The following is an 18018-nucleotide window of genomic DNA, read 5'->3' on the forward strand; positions in this document are numbered from 1 at the left end:
TAGATAATATCTATATTAGAGCCTACACATTTACTATTTATCTTTTTGTCTGAATTTATGTTGAATTACAGTAAAATAGCTAGCCTTGCGGCCATCCTGAGTTTCTCGTCCTTTACCGCCCTTGCCCAACGGCCTGCCAGCGTTCAGCTAGGGGTAGGCTCTGCGCTGGTAGGCACCGGCGACTACAAGGCCCTGAAAGCTCATGTGGAATATGCCCCGCTCTTCGGGCGCCACCTAGGCACAGGTACGCGCCTGGCATTTATTGGTGGCAGCCGAGAGTCTGTTTCAACGGTGTACGACCCAATTCCACGGCCTGGCAGTACCGGTGTGAACGTGCCCTATGCCATGACCTACCAGGCTGCCAATCTGGAACACGAATTTTACCTATATCCTTTTGGCAATAATAGGCAGGTGCTGTTTGCCGTAGGTGGCGGTGGCTACGTAGGCTATTCCAACCGCTACGGAGCACCCCAAACTCGTTGGGATGCAGGTTTGGGAGGCGCCGTTAACTATCTAGAACATGAACAGGGCGTACATGCTGGCTACATGCTCTCCTTGAACCTGGATGTAGCCCTTGGCATCGACCGCCAATGGTTGGCTGGCGGCAAGGCCTCTTTCCAGAATGACACATTCGGCAACACGCTGGCTACGTTGCAGTTGAAGGTAGGGAGGCGGTTTTAACCCTACCCTACCTCGGCTGGGTGCAGCCATTGGTACTGCGCATCGCGGCGGAGCCATGTGAGTTGGCGCTTAGCATAGTGGCGGGTGTTGCGCTTGAGCAGACGCACAGCCTCCGCCCAGTCGTAGGCGCCATCAAGGTAGCCGAAGATTTCCTGGTAGCCCACCGTTTGCAGGGCATTGTGCTGGCGGTAGGGCAGCACGCTTTCTACCTCGGCCAGCAGGCCCGCGGCCAGCATCTCATCCACGCGTTGGTCGATGCGCTGGTAGAGCTCCTCCCGCTCGCGGCTCAGCGCAATCTTCACCACGTCGAAGGGTCGTGCCACCTTGATTTGCTGGCCGTGGAAGCTGGAAAAAGGCTGCCCAGTGCCCCGCGTCACCTCCAAAGCCCGCACTACGCGCTGCGGGTTTTGCGGGTCGATGCGGGCATGCGCTACTGGGTCGAGGCGGGCCAGTTCTGCTACCAGGGCGGGTAGGCCATGCGCCGCCAGCTCCTGCTGAATGCCAACCCGCACGGCCGGGTCGATAGTAGGTAGGGCATCAAAGCCATCCGTTACGGCCTGCAAATACAGGCCCGAGCCGCCCGTCAGAATCACCACGCGGTGCCGCTGAAACAGCTGATCGAGCAGCGCCAAGCAATCAACTTCATACCGGCCAGCATTGTAGCTTTCCGTGATGCTATGCGAGTTGATGAAGTGGTGCGGTACGCCCTGCATCTCGGCCGGGGTAGGCTTGGCCGTGCCGATGCTCATCTCCCGAAAAAACTGCCGCGAGTCGGCCGACACGATTTCGGTGCCTAGCTGCTGAGCCAGTGCTACGCACAGCGCCGTTTTGCCCACGGCCGTGGGTCCGGCAATAACCAACAAGGTAGGGCGAGTGGCCGCAGCCAGCGAAGCAAGATCAAGCATAGAGAAGTAAAAATCTGACCACCGCAGCAAGGACAATACAGTGTCTCGCAAAAATACGACGGTTTCAGCCTACCCACGGGTAGGCTGTGCTTCGTGGGCTGGCCACAAACCAGCATACAGCTGTAGTAGGTGCTGCTCTTCGTGCTGCCAGTTAAGTACCTGTCGCGCCTGCAAGCAGTTTTGCACCAACTGCTGGTAGCGGCCGGGCGCGTGGTGTAGCAGCTGGTTGAGCGCGTGCGCAATAGCCGCAGGCGTGAGGGCCACCACTTCGGCTACATCATACACATCGTTTAGCGCTCGGTACTCGGGGAAGTCTACTATCAGCTGTGGCACGCCCGCATGCAGATAGTCGAAGAACTTGTTGGCCAGCGAATAATAGTAGCTCAAGCCTTGCTTTTCGAGCAGCATAATACCCACGGCCGCCCTCTTCGTCACGGCTCGTAGCTCGTTGGGCAGCACGTAGCCTCGAAATTCTACCTTGCCCGAGGCCAGCAGCCCCAGCCGCTCGGCCCGCGCCCGTAGCTCCGCCGATAAGTCGCCCTCGCCACAAAGCACCAACCGCCCCTGCACGTGCGGCATGGCGTCTAACAGCACCTCCAGGCCGCGCCCTACGTTTAGCGTGCCCTGGTAGAGAATATAGCTCTCGGGAGCCGGCAAATGTGCCTTTATCTCTGCCACCGTAAGTTGGCTGATATTGCGAATTACAGCAAAAGGCCGGCCGTAGCGGGCCTCAAATACTCCTGCCAACGCTGGACCTACTGTGTAAGCCAACGTCGTGCGCAGCACAATAAAACCCTCTACCCACCGCCAGGCGCGCTGCACCGCGGGGCGACTCACCACCTCGGGCACTTCCGTAAATAGTTCGTGCGCGTCGTACACAAAGGGCTGCCCTCCCAGCCGGGCGCGCAGCCATACGGGCAAAGCCGTATCTAGGTCGATGGCGCACCAGGCGCTGGCCCGCTGCCGCAGCAGGTAGAGCAGCAGGCGTACGGTGAACTCCAGATAGAACAGCTTGCCCTTCGTGAACCAGCACCGCAGCCGGTGTTGTTGATACGGCTGTGGTTGCAGCGGTTCCGACTGTTGCCAGGCGCGGCCTACCAGCGTTACATGGTAGCCCTGCCGGGCCAAACTACCACAGATCCGTTGCATCCGTTGGTCATAATTCAGATCGGTCGTAACGGCGAAGAGCAAAGAGCGCATACTCGAAAAGACGCTAGTTGCGCTTGTTGGATAAATTCCTGAGGAAGAAGCCTGAAAATTGAGTTATTTTTGACAAATTTAGGAAATTAGCCTGTTTTAATAAATACGCCTACTAGCTTACGGCCGCATTACCTGTCGCTCGGATTTTACTTTTCTAATGCCTACTCGCTCTCTGCCCGCTACTCCAGGTGCCACTGCCGCCGATGCTTTGTATCGGGCTTTATTTGAAGATGCGTACGATGCACTGCTGCTCTACGACGAGCGAGGCAAGCTAATCGACTGCAACCGGACGGCAGTCCACTTGCTGGGCACTACCCGCAACCACTTGCTCATGGCCGGTCTGATGAGCTTTACTCGTCCCCACGGCGGCACCAGCGGTGAAGATTTCTGGCAGTCGGATATCATGCTGCGTGAAGCCGTGCTCGATACGGCCCGCACCGGCCAAACCTACGCTAAAACCTGGCATGGCCTGGGCACCAACCAATCTCGCCTCGATGGGTGGGTGACCCTGCACCGTATACCTACCCCAATGGGTGCCCATGTGCAGCTTACCCTGCGCGATATTACGCGTGCACCCCGACCGGCCCAGCGCCTTCCTGACCAAGCGGGCCTGCTCGACCGTACTCGCCGCGAGCTGCGCGATGTGCTCAGCCGCACCGACCAAGCTTATGTACTCATTGATCCGGAAGGTAAAATCCTGGACGTCAACGAGTTTTTCCTCAACTTCACGGAGTACACCCGCGACGAGATTCTAGGTAAAAATTACCATGCTCTCTTTGTGCCAGCGGCCGAGCGCGACGCCCGGCGACGGCACTTTGAGGTGGTTGTACGGGGCGAAAAGGAGGCAGACGATATGGAGCGGGTGATTCTGACCCGCTCCGGCAAGTCCCGGCAGGTGTTCTGGCACGCTGAGTTGGCCCGCGACCTGAGCGGCAACGTGACGGGTATGTTCTTTATCGGGCGCGACCGCACGGACCGCCACGTGACGGCCCGCGCCCTCAACGATAACCGCAACCGCCTCCAGGACTTCTTCGACAATGCCCACGACCTAATTCAGAATCTGAGCGTCGACAACCGGTTTTTGTCCGTGAACAAGGCCTGGCGCGAAAAGCTGGGCTACTCGGAGGAGGACCTACCCCAGCTCACGCTCAACGACGTGGTGCACCCCTATTATAAAGCCAAGCTGCTCTATCAGCTGCGCAATCTGTATAAGGGCGAGAAAGTCAATAAGTTGGAAACCGTTTTCCTGACGAAAAGCGGTAAACCAGTGCATCTCATTGGTTCCATTTCCTGCGCCTGGCAGGAAGACGAGCCCGTGAGCACCCGCGCCATTCTGCACGACATCACCGACCGCATTAAGGCGGAGCGTTTGCAGAAGGTGTACTATAGCATTGCCAACCTGGCTATTAGCTCCAAAGACTTGCATGCGCTGTACGGGGCCATTCACCGGGAGCTGAGCAAGATTATTGAAACCAACAACTTCTACATTGCCCTCTGCGACGACGCCCGCACGCAGTTGCAGTTTGTGTATTATGTAGACCAAAGCTCTTCTAACGAACAGCCTACCAAGGCGCGGCCGTTTTCGTCGGGGGTGTCGGAGTATATTATTCGCACGGGGCGGCCGCAATTTTTGCTGCGGGCCGAGCTGGAGGAGCTGATCGGCAACGGGTCCGTTACCGCCTACGGTGTGATGCCGGAGGTAATGCTGTGTTCTCCCCTGAGCATCGGGGAGCGAATCATCGGCGTAATTGCCGTGCAGGATTACCACAAGGCCGATGCTTACGCGGTGGGCGACATTGAGATTCTGCACTTTATCTCCAACCAGGTAGCCCTGGCTATTGAGCGCAAGCGCAATGAGGTCCAGATCAATAAGCAGAATGCGCGCCTAAACGCTATTTTCGAGAGTGGCTCCCACCTGATGTGGTCCGTGGATACGCACTCGCGCCTGACGTCCTTCAACCGCAACTACGCTGCCTACTTCCTGCGCAACAACGGGGTGTACCCTACCCTCAACGTGAACCTGTGGCAGGCCGACCTTGCCATGGTAGCCGAAGAGGCCCGCGACTTGTTTGTAGAGAACTACAAGCTGGCCTTTGAGGGGCATCCGCAGCGCTTTGAGGTGCGCCTGCGCGACGCCCGCGGCCACGATACCTGGCGTGAAATCTACCTCAACCCGATTTACCTCGACGACGGCTCGTTTGAGGAAATATCGGGCATGGCCCACGACATCACCGAGACCAAGGCCTCGCAGCTGGAATTGGCGGCGCAGGAAGAAAAATTCCGCGCCATCTTCGAGTCGTTCCAGGATATTTACTACCGCACCGACGAGAACGGCCACGTCACGCTGGTGAGCCCATCGGTATATGAAGCCTTGGGCTACCAGCCAGAAGAGGCCATTGGCAAGCACCTACCCTCGCACTACGCCGACCCGGCCGATTACGACCGTTTACAGCAAGAAATCAAGGAAAAGGGCGTGCTGCGTAACTTCGAAACGGCCATCCGTCACAAAGATGGGCATTATGTGAGTATGCTCATCAATGCTCGTCCTGCGCCGGGGCAGACAGGCGGAACAGAGGGCATCGGGCGCGACATTACGGAGTTGAAGCAGATTCAGGACGATTTGCGCCGCGCCAAGGACGAAGCCGAAACCGCGCTGGAAGCCAAAACGCAGTTCCTGGCTAACATGAGTCACGAGCTGCGCACGCCTATGAACGGTATCATTGGCATGATTGACCTGCTGCATCAGACGGTGACGTCGGAGGAGCAGGAAGACTACGTGGACACGTTGCGCAAATCGTCGGAAGCGCTGTTGGCCATTCTAAACGATATTCTGGACTTGTCCAAGATCCAAGCCGGCAAGCTACAGCTGCACGCCCACGGTCTGGACCTGTACTACACGCTGGACAAGATTCACTCGCTGTTTGCCAACCGTGCCAGCCAGAAGGACTTGCAGTTCACGTATCATGTGACGCCCCACACGCCACGCTTCATCCTCACCGACGAAACGCGGTTGCTGCAAATCCTGTCTAACCTCACGTCCAACGCCATCAAGTTCACCAACCAAGGCACAGTGAGCATTGAGGTGTCGTCTATTGCCACCGATGGAGAGCGGCACACGCTGCGCTTTGCGGTGCAAGACTCGGGCATTGGCATTTCGGAGCAAGACGCCAAGCTGCTGTTCACCAACTTCACCCAACTGGATACTACCCCTACCAAAGCTTTTGGTGGCACGGGCTTGGGCTTGGCCATCAGCAAGCAGCTAGCCGATCTACTGGGCGGCGAGATTGGGGTCGATTCACACGTGCGGGAAGGCAGCACGTTCTGGTTCACCATTCAGTGCGACGTTGCCCACAACGAGGAGGAAATTCTGCACCAGCGCACGATGGCCCGCGAGCGGACCCAGGAGGTAGTCCGCTTCGAGTCGGTGCCGCGGGTGCTACTCGTCGACGACAACCCTATCAACCAGAAGGTAGCCTCGCGCCTGCTCGATAAGCTGGGTTGCCACGTAGAAATGGCTTCCGATGGCTTCGAGGCCATCAGCAAGGCCGACTCGCCCAAGAACCGCTACGACATCATCTTCATGGACATTCAGATGCCGGAGATGGATGGCGTGACGGCTATGCACGAAATCCGGCGTCGCCTGGGCAAACAGTGCCCACCGGTGGTCGCCATGACGGCCTACTCCATGAAGGAGGATGCCGAGCGGTTCGTGCAGGAAGGCATGGACGACTACGTGTCGAAACCTGTGAAAACGCAGGACCTCTACACCGTGCTGCGCCGCTGGACTAGCACCACCGAGCGAGCCGTGCTGCCCACGCGTGATATGGGCACGGCCCTACCCCCCGCCGAGCCCGCCCCCACTACAGTGGACGCCGCGCCCGCGCCTACCCCCATAACTGCTGAGGAACTGGCGCCCGAAGAGTTGGAAGGCTGCATCGATACCGAGGTAATTAACCAGCTGCGGCAGTTAGGCGGCGACGATTTCGCGGCCAGCCTCTACTCCGATTTTGAGACTGAGGCCGAGCAGCTACTTACCGAAGCCGGTAACCTGGTGAGTGCCGGGCGCTTCGAAGCTATTCTGCCGCACTTGCACCAGTTAAAGGGCACAGGCTTCACGCTGGGCATAAACCGGCTGGCCGAAGGTGCTAAAGAGCTGGAGCACGACCTCAAGAAAGGAGAAACGACCAACGTTGTTCAGGATTTTCAACGCCTACTGCGTTACTTTGCGCAGTTTAAGGCCGTATATCAGCAGGTCACGCAAGTGCCGTAACCGGCAAATCTGATCTTATCCATCACGTTTTCCCAACCTACATCTTCAACACAACTACCCGCATGGCTGATTCGAAAACTATTTTGATTGCGGAAGACAGCTCCGTTATTCTAAACCTCACCAAGAAAATACTCGAGCTGCAAAAGTACCGCATCATATCGGCAAAAAATGGGGGTGAAGTCATTAAGCAGGTTGAGAGCCAGCCGATTGACTGCATTCTGATGGACATTAATATTCCGGTTAAGGACGGTATGGAGTGCACCCGCGAAATCCGCCGCAACCCCGATCCGCGCATTGCGCAAATCCCGGTTATTGCCATCACTGGCAACGCCAACAACTACTCGATGGAGCAGTTCCGCGAGGCTGGCGTAACCGACTACCTTCCTAAACCCCTTGACTTCGACGCGCTGGTGCGCGTGGTGAAGCAGCATGTGGGGTAGGGAATTAAGAATTAAGAATTAGAAATCTGAGGCATTGGGAGTGTATCAATGCCTGTTGATTTTACGCTCACTTCTTAATTTTTAATTCTTAATTCTTAATTGATAATGCAGATTACCTTTCTCGGCACGGGCACGTCGCAGGGGGTGCCCGTGATTGGGTGCCACTGCCCCGTGTGCCGTTCGGTGGACTACCGCGATAAGCGCCTGCGGGTGGCCGTGCACGTGCAGGTAGCGGGCAAAAGCATTGTGATTGACTCGGGACCGGATTTTCGGCAACAGATGCTGCGCGAGCGGATTGAGCAGTTGGATGCCCTCGTATTCACCCACGAGCATAAAGACCACACCGCTGGCCTCGATGACATTCGCTCCTACAACTTCCTTCAGCAGCGCGACATGCCGCTCTACGCCGAGCCACGCGTGCTCAACCAGCTGCGGCAGGAGTTTGCCTACATCTTCGCGGAGAATAAGTACCCCGGCGTGCCCCGCGTGAAAACTATCCCGATTACCAGTGACACAGAAGTGTTTTTGGTGGAAGGCGTGCCGTTTCAGCCCATTCGAGCCCTGCACTACCGGCTGCCCGTGCTCGGTTACCGCATCGGCGACTTCACTTACATCACCGACGCCAACTATCTGACGGAAGAGGCACTGGCCCAGGTGCGCGGCTCGCGGGTGATTGTACTCAACGCCCTGCGTCACGAAAAGCACATTTCGCATTTTTCATTGCCCGAGGCTCTGGAGCTATTGGAAGACCTGGCTCCTGAACAAGCCTACCTTACCCACATCAGTCACCAGTTAGGCCTGCACCACGAGGTAGAAGCAACGCTCCCAGACTTTGTGCGGCTGGCGTATGATGGGTTGCAGATAATGCTGGACTAGGACTGCTTTAGGGTATAGACTAAAGCATCAGCAGATCATTCTCACAAATACATTTATTTACTGTAGCAGCACAACGCCACCATTGTATGAAGGTCATTAAGCTAGAGGATAAGTTTGCGCAATTCACCGATCAATGGAATCCGCGCATTATTGGAGAGTTGAACGACCAGCATATTAAAATCGCACGTGTGCAGGGCGAATTTATCTGGCATAATCATGCTCAGGAGGACGAGCTGTTCATGGTTGTGAAAGGCCGATTGTACATTGATTTCCGCGATGGTCAAACCGCCGAAATCAACCCCGGTGAGTTACTGGTAGTGCCTCGTGGCACAGATCATCGTCCGCATAGTGAAGGGGAAACTTGGATTATGATGATTGAGCCACAGTCAACGGTGAATACTGGTGATATAGAAAGTGAGCGGACTCGCCATACCCTAGAGCAGATCTAACGGCAATTCTATTGCATACCAATTACTACTTCCTGCGCCTACTTGCTCCTGCCCTAACCCAAGCGCTAGCGGGCTATCGGGTAGCCACGTGCTTCTCGCAGGAGAAAGATGAATTGGTACTTGGTCTAACCAACGGCGCGGCTGAGTTCTGGCTGAAAGCCCAACTATCGGCGGCGTTTCCGGCGCTGGCTCTGCCCGAGACGTTCCACCGCGCCCGGCAAAACTCCGTGGATTTACTACCCGATTTGTTGGGACGCGAGGTAGGCCAGGTGGATGCACTGCCGCAGGACCGGATTCTGCAATTCACATTCACCGACGGCGCTACCCTGCTGCTAAAGCTATTCGGCCCCAGGCCCAACGCCATCTTCCGCCCTACCCTGGATGCGCCCGCCGAGCTGTTTCACCAGCGCTATACCGCCGACGCCGACATTCTGCCCCTACTCCCTACCGCGGCGCCGGACACCGGCACCCGCTCCCACGAGGCCGACCCACTCCGTCGCTACTCCGCCCTTAGCGACCTACCTGCCCGCTACTTGCGCGCCCACGGCTACGACGCCGTGCCCCTACCCCAGCGGGAGGAGTTAGTACAGGCTGTTATCCGGCAGTTGGAACAGCCTGCGCACTTCTACATTGTGCTGCTGGATGGCCGTACGCGCCTGAGCCTGCTGCCCCTCGGGGAGGTACTGCAAGCCCTACCCGCCGCCGACCCTATTGCCACCTTACGCGAGTTTGTACCGCTTTTCCTGAGTCGGCGGGCGTATGAGACGGAGATGCGCCAGGTGCGCCAGACGCTGGAGAAGCGCGCCGAGGAAGCCAGCACCAGCGCCCAGATGGCGCGCACGCGTCGCCATGCACTGGAGCATACCGCCGGCTACCGCCAAACTGCCGACCTGATTATGGCCCACTTAAGCCAGATTCCGGTTGGGGCGGCACAGGTAGAAGTCGTTGATTTTTACCAGGATAATCAGCCGCGCATTATCAAGCTGAAGCCCACCGAAACGCCCCAGCGCACGGCTCAAAACCTCTACCGCAAAGCCAAAAACCAGCAAATCGAGCTGCAACAGCTCAGTCAACGCATCGAGCAGCGCGAAACCGAGGCTTTCTGGTGCCTGGAGCGGCTGGAGGAATTAGCTGATCTGGCTGACTTGCGCACGCTCCGTACCTGGCGCAAGCAGCACGGCCTCGACCCGGCTACCCAAGCCAAAGCCACAAGCAACGAGTTGCCGTTTAAGGTGTTTACGGATAGCGGCTTTACGATTCTGGTGGGCCGCAACGCCCAGAACAACGACCTACTCACGCAGAAATATGCGCACAAAGACGACTTGTGGTTGCACGCCAAAGACGTGAGCGGCTCGCACGTGGTGATTCGGCATCGGTCGGGTCAGCCGGTTCCCGAGCCTGTGGTAGAGCGTGCTGCCCAACTGGCCGCGTGGTACTCGCGCCGCCAGCACGACTCGCTGTGTCCCGTTACCGTGACACCCAAGAAGTTTGTACGCAAGCCCAAAGGCGCCGCACCGGGCGCCGTAGTGGTAGAACGCGAGCGGGTGGTACTGGTAGTGCCCGGTAATCCGTTTGAGCGCGTAGGCGCGTAACCAGTAAGTAGGTGAAGCGCCCTTTCGCGTAGTTACAGATGCAAGCGGCTGGCTGCATACTACCTACAAACAAAAAGTCCGACCTATGTAGGTCGGACTTTGTTGAAGTGCGCGCGGGGAGATTCGAACTCCCACACCCGAAGGCACCACCCCCTCAAGATGGCGTGTCTACCAGTTTCACCACGTGCGCAGTAGGCTAGAAAAACACAATTTCTGGGTCCAAAAGCAATCTTCTGGCTTCGCTGAGGCGGCGAAGTGGGCACAAAAGTAGGAGGATGACATCGGTCATGCAAGTCCTGAGGCGTATTTTTCTCTTGCCGTATTGGTTAAACAGTAGTTTTCGGCTCATTATCAGCCTGCAACAGATTAATATTTTTTTCGCACTACCTGTTTCTTTCATTATAAAGCGTTTTCAAACGCAATGTATAGCCGGCTAAGCAGCATGGCTCGCACATACTTATAAAAAGGCCCCTGACCAATACTACCGGTCAGGGGCCTTTTTATAAGTAGGGTAGACTATTCCGACTGGGTGAGCGGCGCTTCTACCAAATGCTCCGATACGAACCATACTTGCAGTTCGTTGGCGCGCAGTACGTCGCTGATTACCATATCGTTGGTGCCGTCGTCACCGGAATCATCGGCTTTCTTGGCAATGTCGTGGCATTGTCCTAGGATGATCTGGTGAGCTTCCAGTAGGCGTGAAATCTGCACGGGCACTTCTTCCCGGTCGCGGGGTGGGCGCGGGATGCTGGTCAGTTCGGCAATGTCGGCAGCCATTGCTACGGCCACGCCACCCAAAATCTGGATGCGCTCGGCAATGGTGTCTACCAGTTCGCTTTGCTCTTCGTAGTGCTTATCGAACAGCAAGTGCAGTTGGTAGAAGGTAGGACCTACTACCTGCCAATGGTGTTTCTTGTACATGTCGCGCAGGCTGCACGTGTCAGCTAGCAGCTGATTGAGCAGTTCCACGCTTTCGCGGCGAACATCCTCGCTCAGCCCAATGGGTAGGCGCTGCGATACGGTGCCGTACTTCTGGATAGGAGCCGGCGCATTTTGTTGTTGATTCAGGATAGGCTGTACGTTGACGGCCGGGTTAGGAGCTGCAACGGCGTTTTTGCTCTCTTTTGCTTTTGCAGGAGCGGCTTTGGCGGCTACGGGAGCCTTTTTATTGGTGCTTGGAAGGGCCATGATAAGACAGTAAACAGTTTGGAAGGGTAGACCAATGCGTGGTAATCTACCTACGCATCCTGTGGCCGACCTGCCTCTATGTACGCACAATTACGGCCGGGGTTAACCTAATTTCATTGGGCAAAACCGTCTTGCCCCTATTTTACACATACAGAGACACGCACGCTGGCAATAGGTCCCGTATCTTGCCGCCGACGCCGTTTTCCTACATCTTCTACAGCTTTTCGCCCATGCCTTTTCCTTTCGTCGGAGACGATAAATCAACAATTGCCCGTTTGCTGAACACCCTACCCCAGGTGGGCCAGTTGGAGTGGATTGGCATTCGGCCGGTGCGCCGTGCGCCGATGGTAGCCATGCAGGAAGCTACCGTGGAAACCGACCGCCACCTCTCCGGCGACCATGCCCGCCCCAAGCCCGGCGGCAAGCGGCAGATTACGCTTATTCAGGCCGAGCACCTACCCGCTGTGGCTGGCTACCTGGGACTGACGGAAGCCGTGGACCCGGTCCGGCTGCGCCGCAACTTAGTAGTGAGCGGCCTGAACCTGCTGGCGCTGAAAAACCGACAGGTACGCATTGGCGACGAGGTAGTGCTGGAAATTACGGGCGAGTGCCACCCCTGCTCACGAATGGAAGAAGAGCTGGGGCCGGGCGGCTACAACGCCATGCGCGGCCACGGCGGCCTCACGGCCCGCATTCTGCACGGCGGTACCATTCGGGTAGGCGATGCCGTGCAGGTAGTAGTGTAGTGCGTCTTCTGGTGGCAGAGGCTGAAGCTGCCCGCGTCTGGTTACCGCGCCTACTTTTATGCCTGCCTAGCTCGCGCCCAGCTGTATTCTAATGAAAGCACTCCACCTTTACTGCATAGGTTGCTTCCCTTACCCATTCTCTTCATATGCCTGATATACACCTACCCAAGCAGTATGTTTTGTTTGACCATGATGGCGGGGTAGACGATTTTCTGTCGCTGCTCCTGCTCTTGCACATGCCCCACATTGAGCTGCTGGGCATTTCCGTAACGCCCGCCGACTGCTACCTGGAAACCGCCCTGCTGACCACGCACAAGCTGCTGGCGCTGGCCCAGCGCACGGATATTGAGGTAAGCGGCGGCAACTACCACGGCATAAATGCCTTCCCCTCCGACTGGCGGGCCAAGCCCAAGATTCTAAACGCGCTGCCGGATATGATTAACGTAGACACCCCAGGCGCGGCCCACTACGACGACAGCGTAAACTTTATCCGGCGCAAGCTGGCCACCGCGCCTGGCCCGGTTACGGTGCTGCTCACGGGGCCGTGCTCCAACCTGGTGCACGCGCTGGAACAGGACCCTACCCTGGCAGCCAAGGTGGGCGAGGTGGTCTAGATGGGTGGCGCGGTGGACGTTATCGGCAACGTGAAGACGTACAACCACAACGGCACCGCCGAGTGGAATGTGTTCTGGGACCCGATTTCGGCGCACAAGCTGTTCCGGGCGGGGCTGCCCGTTACCATCGTGCCGCTAGATGCCACCAACCACGTGCCCGTCAGCTTCGATTTTCTGCAACAGCTGGCCCGGCAGTCGGACTACTTTTTCTCCAATCTAGCCGGACAGTTTTGGGCCACTACCATTGATACTATTCCGGCCTACGAGTACACCTACTTTATGTGGGACGTATTGACGACGAGCTACCTCGCTATTCCAGAGGCCTTTGACTTTGAAATGGTAGAGCTGGAAGCGACGCCCATGGGCGCCAGCGCCGGCAATACCCACCGCGCCCCCGGCTCGGGGCAATGGGTGAAAATGGCCGTAAACGTGCGAAAAGAAGCTTTTTATGCTTATCTATTCCGGCAGCTGAGCTGTACTCTGTAAACAGAGTACAGCTCAGCTGCCGTGGTCAAATCAGTTGCCATGGTCAAAAGAAAGGTAAAACAGCATCTTTCTAATCTGTGACTAAAATGGCGTGAAGTTGGCTTGCCGGTCGAGCCGTAGTCAGTTTGCGCTATAGCTAAACCAGGAAGCGCATAAGTTCGTATTTTACAATGAACTAGGTTTTTTATAATTTTTGCTACTCCTTGGCGGTTACGCAACAACTATTTGCGTGTTCTATGGCACACTGCTTTCTGCCTTATTGATACCTACTTGATAAGCTTCCGCTCTTTACCTCCTACCCTATGAATTCAAACACTTCTTCGCCCCTTACGCTTACAGCCTTAGCGCTGCTGCTGCTTTCCAGTGGGGTCATTCTTACCTCTTCCGTCTGTAACACCACCACCCGATCATCTTCCCGCTCCTACCCCTGTGCTAAGCGCCTACTACACTGTCGGCGCCGCAGTCAGCGTGCGGTGTAGCACAGGTAGGTTCCGAAACACGATAATTACGCAGCATTATCGTACGTTTTCATGTAGAACACACACAAAAGGCACGAATACCTAGGTATCCGTGCCTTTTTCAAGCTTTTACTAGCAAGGGTTACACGCCGCCTTCCATCCGCACGATGCGCGGCGTGAAGGTACCCAACACATCCACCAGATCGTGCTGGCTGGCCATCACGGCGTGGATGTCTTTGTAGGCCTGAGGGGCCTCGTCTACCCCGCCCCCAATCAGCTCGATGTGGTGCTGTTGCAGGTAGCGGCGCACGTCTGCTTCGCCTAGTTCCTGCTTGGCGCGGGTGCGCGACATGGCCCGCCCGGCCCCGTGGGAGGCCGATGCCAGCGACGTTGCCTCACCCCTACCCCGCACAATGAAGCCGGGGGCCGTCATGGAGCCGGGGATGACGCCCAGCACACCCGCGCCGGCCGGCGTGGCGCCTTTGCGGTGCACCACTACCTCCTGCCCAGTGGCCAGACGTTCCTTCCAGGCAAAGTTGTGGTGGTTTTCCACTTTTGCCAGGGGCCGCTCGCCTAGGGCCTTAGCCAGGCGCTGATGAATCTGGTGATGGCACGCCGAGGCGTAGTCGCCGGCCAGGTTCATGGCAGCCCAGTACTCCTGGCCGGCTTCACTTTCCAGCGAGAGCCAAGCCAGGTGCTGCGCCTCGGTGGGCAGCTGACACACGTCTTTGGCGAGCTTGGTGTAGTGGTTGGCGATGCTGGCGCCCAGCCCCCGCGAGCCGGAGTGCGACAACAGCCCCAGATACTGCCCCACCGGTACGCCCAGTTCGTTGGCGGGGTCGAGGATATCTACCACACCCCACTCCACGAAGTGGTTGCCGCCGCCCGACGAGCCAATTTGGGTAGCCGCCGTGTCCAATTTATTCCGCAGAAAACTGATTTCCTGGAATTCGGCGCGGTCGAGCACGGCGTGGTCCAGCTTCTGGCCGTGGCGGAACACGTCGCGGTTGCCGAAGCGGGTGTTGTCGATCAGCAGTTTGCGCAGCTCCTGCACGCGCTGCTCCAGGTGCTTAGGCGGCAGCGCAAACACCGACAGCGCCATCCGGCAGCCAATGTCCACGCCCACGGCGTAGGGAATCACAGCGTTATCGGTGGCCAGCACGCCCCCAATGGGTAGGCCGTAGCCGTGGTGGGCGTCGGGCATGAGGGCGCCGGCCACCGTCACGGGCAGCTTCATGGCCGTTTCCATCTGATGGATGGCGCCTTGGTCGATGTGCTCGGCCCCGAACAAGGCGTAGGGCTTGCGCTCGGCCAGGGCAATGTGGCGCGATGGGGGCGGCAGCAAGGCCGCCGCCGTGTGGCTCCAGTCGAGGTGGGTGAGGTAGTCGTTAGGGTTGGCAAGTAAGTTTTGGAGCAACGCCAGCTGCTCGGTGTGCGAAAGTTTTTTGAGGTGCTTGCGCTGCAATTGTGCCAGCGCCAGCCCAATGGCCCGACCTTCCGGGAATCCCAGTTGGCGAAGGTCGTTGCCGCGTAGTTGTTGTGCCATTATTCTAAATGGTTGATTGTTGAATGGTTAACTGGTTGCTTACTGCTACCAGAGCAACGGGCGGTTCGCGCGTGGCTGATAGCCGACGTGATAGGTCGAAGTAGCGCGGACCTACGGCATCTGGTAGTAGGCAGTAAGAGGTAGGAAGGGTGAAAACGAATAGTCGTTTGGTATTTTCAGTACGAAGTATGACTACTCTACGACACCTTCCTTTCTCCTATTAAAACTGACAGGGCAACAAACGCATAGCCACCGTTAAACTGTGCTCTAACCAACTGAGCTACTGCCTCAAGAAGCAGGTGGGACTCGAACCCACGACCTCAGCGCCCCAAGCGAAGGAAGGCTATGCTACGGCACCTGTCAGATATAAACAAAAGCACCGGGGCAACAAGCGCGCAGCCTCCAGTCCTGCTCTGCCAGTTGAGCTACGATTGGCTAGTACCAACCGGCGGGATTCGAACCCGCAACCTGGGCATTAAGAGTGCGAAGTATGGCTACCCTACGGCACCCGATGCAAGAAGAATGTTGGGGCAATAAGGCGCGAAGCGAAAGTCACAGCGTAAAACACCGTTCTGCTCTACCCGCTGAGCTACTACCCCCGTAGGGTAGGCGGGACTCGAACCCGCGACCCGAAGTAACGCTCCGCTACGGCACCCAACACAGTATTTTTTTCTCCCCGTCGGCAAGGGCAACAGGCGACGGGCGACATTTTCTTTACTCCGCTGGATAGCAGAGCCGGGACTCGAACCCGCAGGCGGTTGCGGGGTTGCCCCTGCTATGCCGAAGAAATAACCACGAAGTAGCGCCCACCTACGGCACCTGGCCTATGGGGTAGAAAAGTGTTCGTTTAGCGTTTCATAAAAGTAGATGTATTTCGGGAGGGAGCGGCAGCCGCTTGCTTGTCTGCCGCTCCCTGGGCCGCGTTTGTAAGATTACAAGTCGATTTTCTCGATTTCGGTCAGTGCCGAGCCGCCATTTTCCAGCGCCGCCAGCACGTCGAATACTTTATCGGACCAGCCGGCGATGAGGGCTACCCCATCCTGCTCGCGCACTGCCAGCGGCGCCGTGCCGTGGCCGGTCAGGTCGAAGAGGTAGAGGCGGGCCTGCGGAGCCACCGCACGGCGGTAGGCGCGCCACTCGGCGGTCAGGGTATCGCCGTTGTGCTGGCTGTTCCAGAGCTGGCAGTCCGTGAAGATCATTACCTTCTCGACCACCTCTTGGCGCTGGCGCAGGTCTTGCACTACCAGGTGCCCGTTGGTGCTGTAACCTACCTCACCTTCGCGGCGGTAGAGCTCCTGCACGTTGCGCAGCACCGAGCCTTTGGGCAGGCTGATTCGCTTCCAGATATCTCCGAACATACCCGCCACCACATGCTGGCAGCGGCTTTGCAGCAACATGCCTAGCACCAGGCCCACGTCGTAGAGCAGCACTTTGCTCCGCGCTGATACCGGCTGCTGCATAGAACCCGACACATCACAGGCTACCACCACGCGCGTGTTGGAATCGAAACCGCACAGGTTTTGGGCCGAGTGGCTGATGGCCGTTTCCAGCGCTGCCAGCACCGCGGGCACGTGGCCGTTGCTGCTGCCGATGCCGATGGCCGCGGTCGCCCGCCGGAGCAAACCTGCATCCAGGCCTACTACCTCGCGGTAGGCGGCCAGGAACCGGAAGGGCAACTGCTTGCTGCGCGCCACCGCTGTGCGGTCGGCGAGGGTAGCGCACACTTGCGCTACCGCCGCGCCCGATACGTTGGCCTCCAGGATGTTGCGCAGGTTGCGCAGCAGAGCCATATAGCCCAGCTTGCTGCTTCCAATGAGTTCCTGCCACTTCTGCCGAAAGGCCGCTTGCCGTTCCTCATCCGTAGCAAACGCCTGCTGCCCCAGCGCCGACAACTCGGTTTCCCACGTGTAGGGAGTAGGCAGCTCGCCGCGTACCAGTTGGTCGAACAGGGCTTGCTGCTCGAGACTTTTGGCGGTGGGGTGCACCAGAAACAGGGCGTCGCGGAGGCGTACCTGGCCGGCGCGGTCATATTTGGCCAGTTGGTAGCCGTCGAAACGGTTGAAGCTTAAGGCCAGACCTTTTTGCACCTGTTTGGAGAGGCGGTTCAGGGTTTTGGTGCCCTGGCGCTGGTTGGCGGCAGCATAATAGGCCAGCACCTCCGTAATTTCGTCGGCGCGCTGCACCACGCGGGCCACCAGGCGGCTCACGAGGTCGTTGCCGCGGTGCACCTGGGCCAGCTCTACGGCCAGCACCAAGGGTACCGAGCGCAGGTGCAGCTGCTCGCGGGCGTACACCGCCAACCGAGCCACAAACTGCGGGTCGTTCTGGGCAATTAGCTGGCGCAACCGCTGCAAGCGCGTGCCGGCCGATTCATAGAACTGGTTGCTGAGGGCCGCAGTAGCCACGGCAGCGTACAGCTCCAGCTGCGGTGTGAGTTGGTAAGCAGGCGCGCCTTCGTGGTTCACGGCAGTAGGCGCCGAGGGGTTGCTAGAGTGGGTGTTGAATCGCATAGAAAGCAAATAATCAAAAGGTTATCGCATCGCCGTCGGCACGCAGGATGTCTCCTG

Annotated in this window: 12 protein-coding genes, 1 tRNA gene and 1 pseudogene; 8 read left to right on the forward strand and 6 right to left on the reverse strand. The window is 57.8% G+C overall.

Features of this window, described 5'->3' with window-relative positions; all coding sequences use genetic code 11:
• Positions 1-45 precede the first annotated feature (45 nt).
• A complete protein-coding gene (locus tag J4D97_RS07220; protein ID WP_208306991.1) occupies positions 46-681 on the forward strand; it encodes a hypothetical protein in 636 nt (211 codons plus the stop codon).
• A 2-nt stretch (positions 682-683) separates the two neighbouring features.
• Here J4D97_RS07220 and miaA read toward each other — a convergent pair whose 3' ends face one another.
• Positions 684-1586 carry a tRNA (adenosine(37)-N6)-dimethylallyltransferase MiaA gene (gene miaA / locus J4D97_RS07225; RefSeq protein ID WP_208306992.1) on the reverse strand — a complete coding sequence of 301 codons (903 nt, stop codon included), beginning with the start codon at positions 1584-1586 and terminating at the stop codon, positions 684-686.
• A gap of 69 nt (positions 1587-1655) precedes the next feature.
• Positions 1656-2786, reverse strand: coding sequence for a glycosyltransferase (locus tag J4D97_RS07230; protein WP_208306993.1), 1131 nt, complete (start codon positions 2784-2786; stop codon positions 1656-1658).
• A gap of 157 nt (positions 2787-2943) precedes the next feature.
• Between J4D97_RS07230 and J4D97_RS07235 the strand changes: the two genes are divergently transcribed.
• The 5 genes from J4D97_RS07235 (at position 2944) to J4D97_RS07255 (ending at position 10413) form a co-directional block, all read left to right on the forward strand.
• Complete coding sequence (locus J4D97_RS07235; RefSeq protein ID WP_208306994.1) at positions 2944-7056, forward strand: PAS domain S-box protein; 4113 nt, start codon at positions 2944-2946, stop codon at positions 7054-7056.
• 62 nt (positions 7057-7118) lie between these two features.
• Positions 7119-7496 (forward strand): response regulator, encoded by a 378-nt coding sequence (locus J4D97_RS07240; RefSeq protein ID WP_187318155.1) that lies wholly within the window; start codon positions 7119-7121, stop codon positions 7494-7496.
• A gap of 105 nt (positions 7497-7601) precedes the next feature.
• Positions 7602-8372, forward strand: a complete 771-nt coding sequence (locus J4D97_RS07245) for an MBL fold metallo-hydrolase (protein ID WP_208306995.1) — start codon at positions 7602-7604, stop codon at positions 8370-8372.
• 86 nt (positions 8373-8458) lie between these two features.
• Positions 8459-8821: a cupin domain-containing protein gene (locus tag J4D97_RS07250; protein WP_185284129.1), complete on the forward strand. Its 363-nt coding sequence runs from the start codon at positions 8459-8461 to the stop codon at positions 8819-8821.
• A gap of 11 nt (positions 8822-8832) precedes the next feature.
• Entirely contained in the window at positions 8833-10413 is a 1581-nt protein-coding gene (locus J4D97_RS07255) for an NFACT RNA binding domain-containing protein (RefSeq protein WP_208306996.1), read from the forward strand.
• A gap of 108 nt (positions 10414-10521) precedes the next feature.
• Here the strand turns inward: J4D97_RS07255 and J4D97_RS07260 are convergent.
• Both J4D97_RS07260 and J4D97_RS07265 read right to left on the reverse strand, forming a co-directional pair.
• A tRNA-Leu gene (locus J4D97_RS07260) sits at positions 10522-10603 on the reverse strand.
• A 326-nt stretch (positions 10604-10929) separates the two neighbouring features.
• A complete protein-coding gene (locus J4D97_RS07265) occupies positions 10930-11601 on the reverse strand; it encodes a Dps family protein (protein ID WP_208306997.1) in 672 nt (223 codons plus the stop codon).
• Positions 11602-11831: 230 nt separating this feature from the next.
• Between J4D97_RS07265 and J4D97_RS07270 the strand changes: the two genes are divergently transcribed.
• Both J4D97_RS07270 and J4D97_RS23490 read left to right on the forward strand, forming a co-directional pair.
• Complete coding sequence (locus J4D97_RS07270) at positions 11832-12347, forward strand: MOSC domain-containing protein (protein ID WP_208306998.1); 516 nt, start codon at positions 11832-11834, stop codon at positions 12345-12347.
• A gap of 146 nt (positions 12348-12493) precedes the next feature.
• Positions 12494-13447, forward strand: a pseudogene (locus tag J4D97_RS23490) (nucleoside hydrolase).
• A gap of 600 nt (positions 13448-14047) precedes the next feature.
• Here the strand turns inward: J4D97_RS23490 and J4D97_RS07285 are convergent.
• Together J4D97_RS07285 and J4D97_RS07290 are read right to left on the reverse strand one after the other, a co-directional pair.
• Positions 14048-15451 (reverse strand): RtcB family protein, encoded by a 1404-nt coding sequence (locus J4D97_RS07285; RefSeq protein WP_208307001.1) that lies wholly within the window; start codon positions 15449-15451, stop codon positions 14048-14050.
• Between the two features lie 932 nt (positions 15452-16383).
• Complete coding sequence (locus tag J4D97_RS07290; RefSeq protein ID WP_208307002.1) at positions 16384-17961, reverse strand: TROVE domain-containing protein; 1578 nt, start codon at positions 17959-17961, stop codon at positions 16384-16386.
• Positions 17962-18018: the final 57 nt, after the last annotated feature.

The sequence above is a fragment of the Hymenobacter defluvii genome (assembly GCF_017589435.1).
Taxonomy (GTDB): domain Bacteria; phylum Bacteroidota; class Bacteroidia; order Cytophagales; family Hymenobacteraceae; genus Hymenobacter; species Hymenobacter profundi.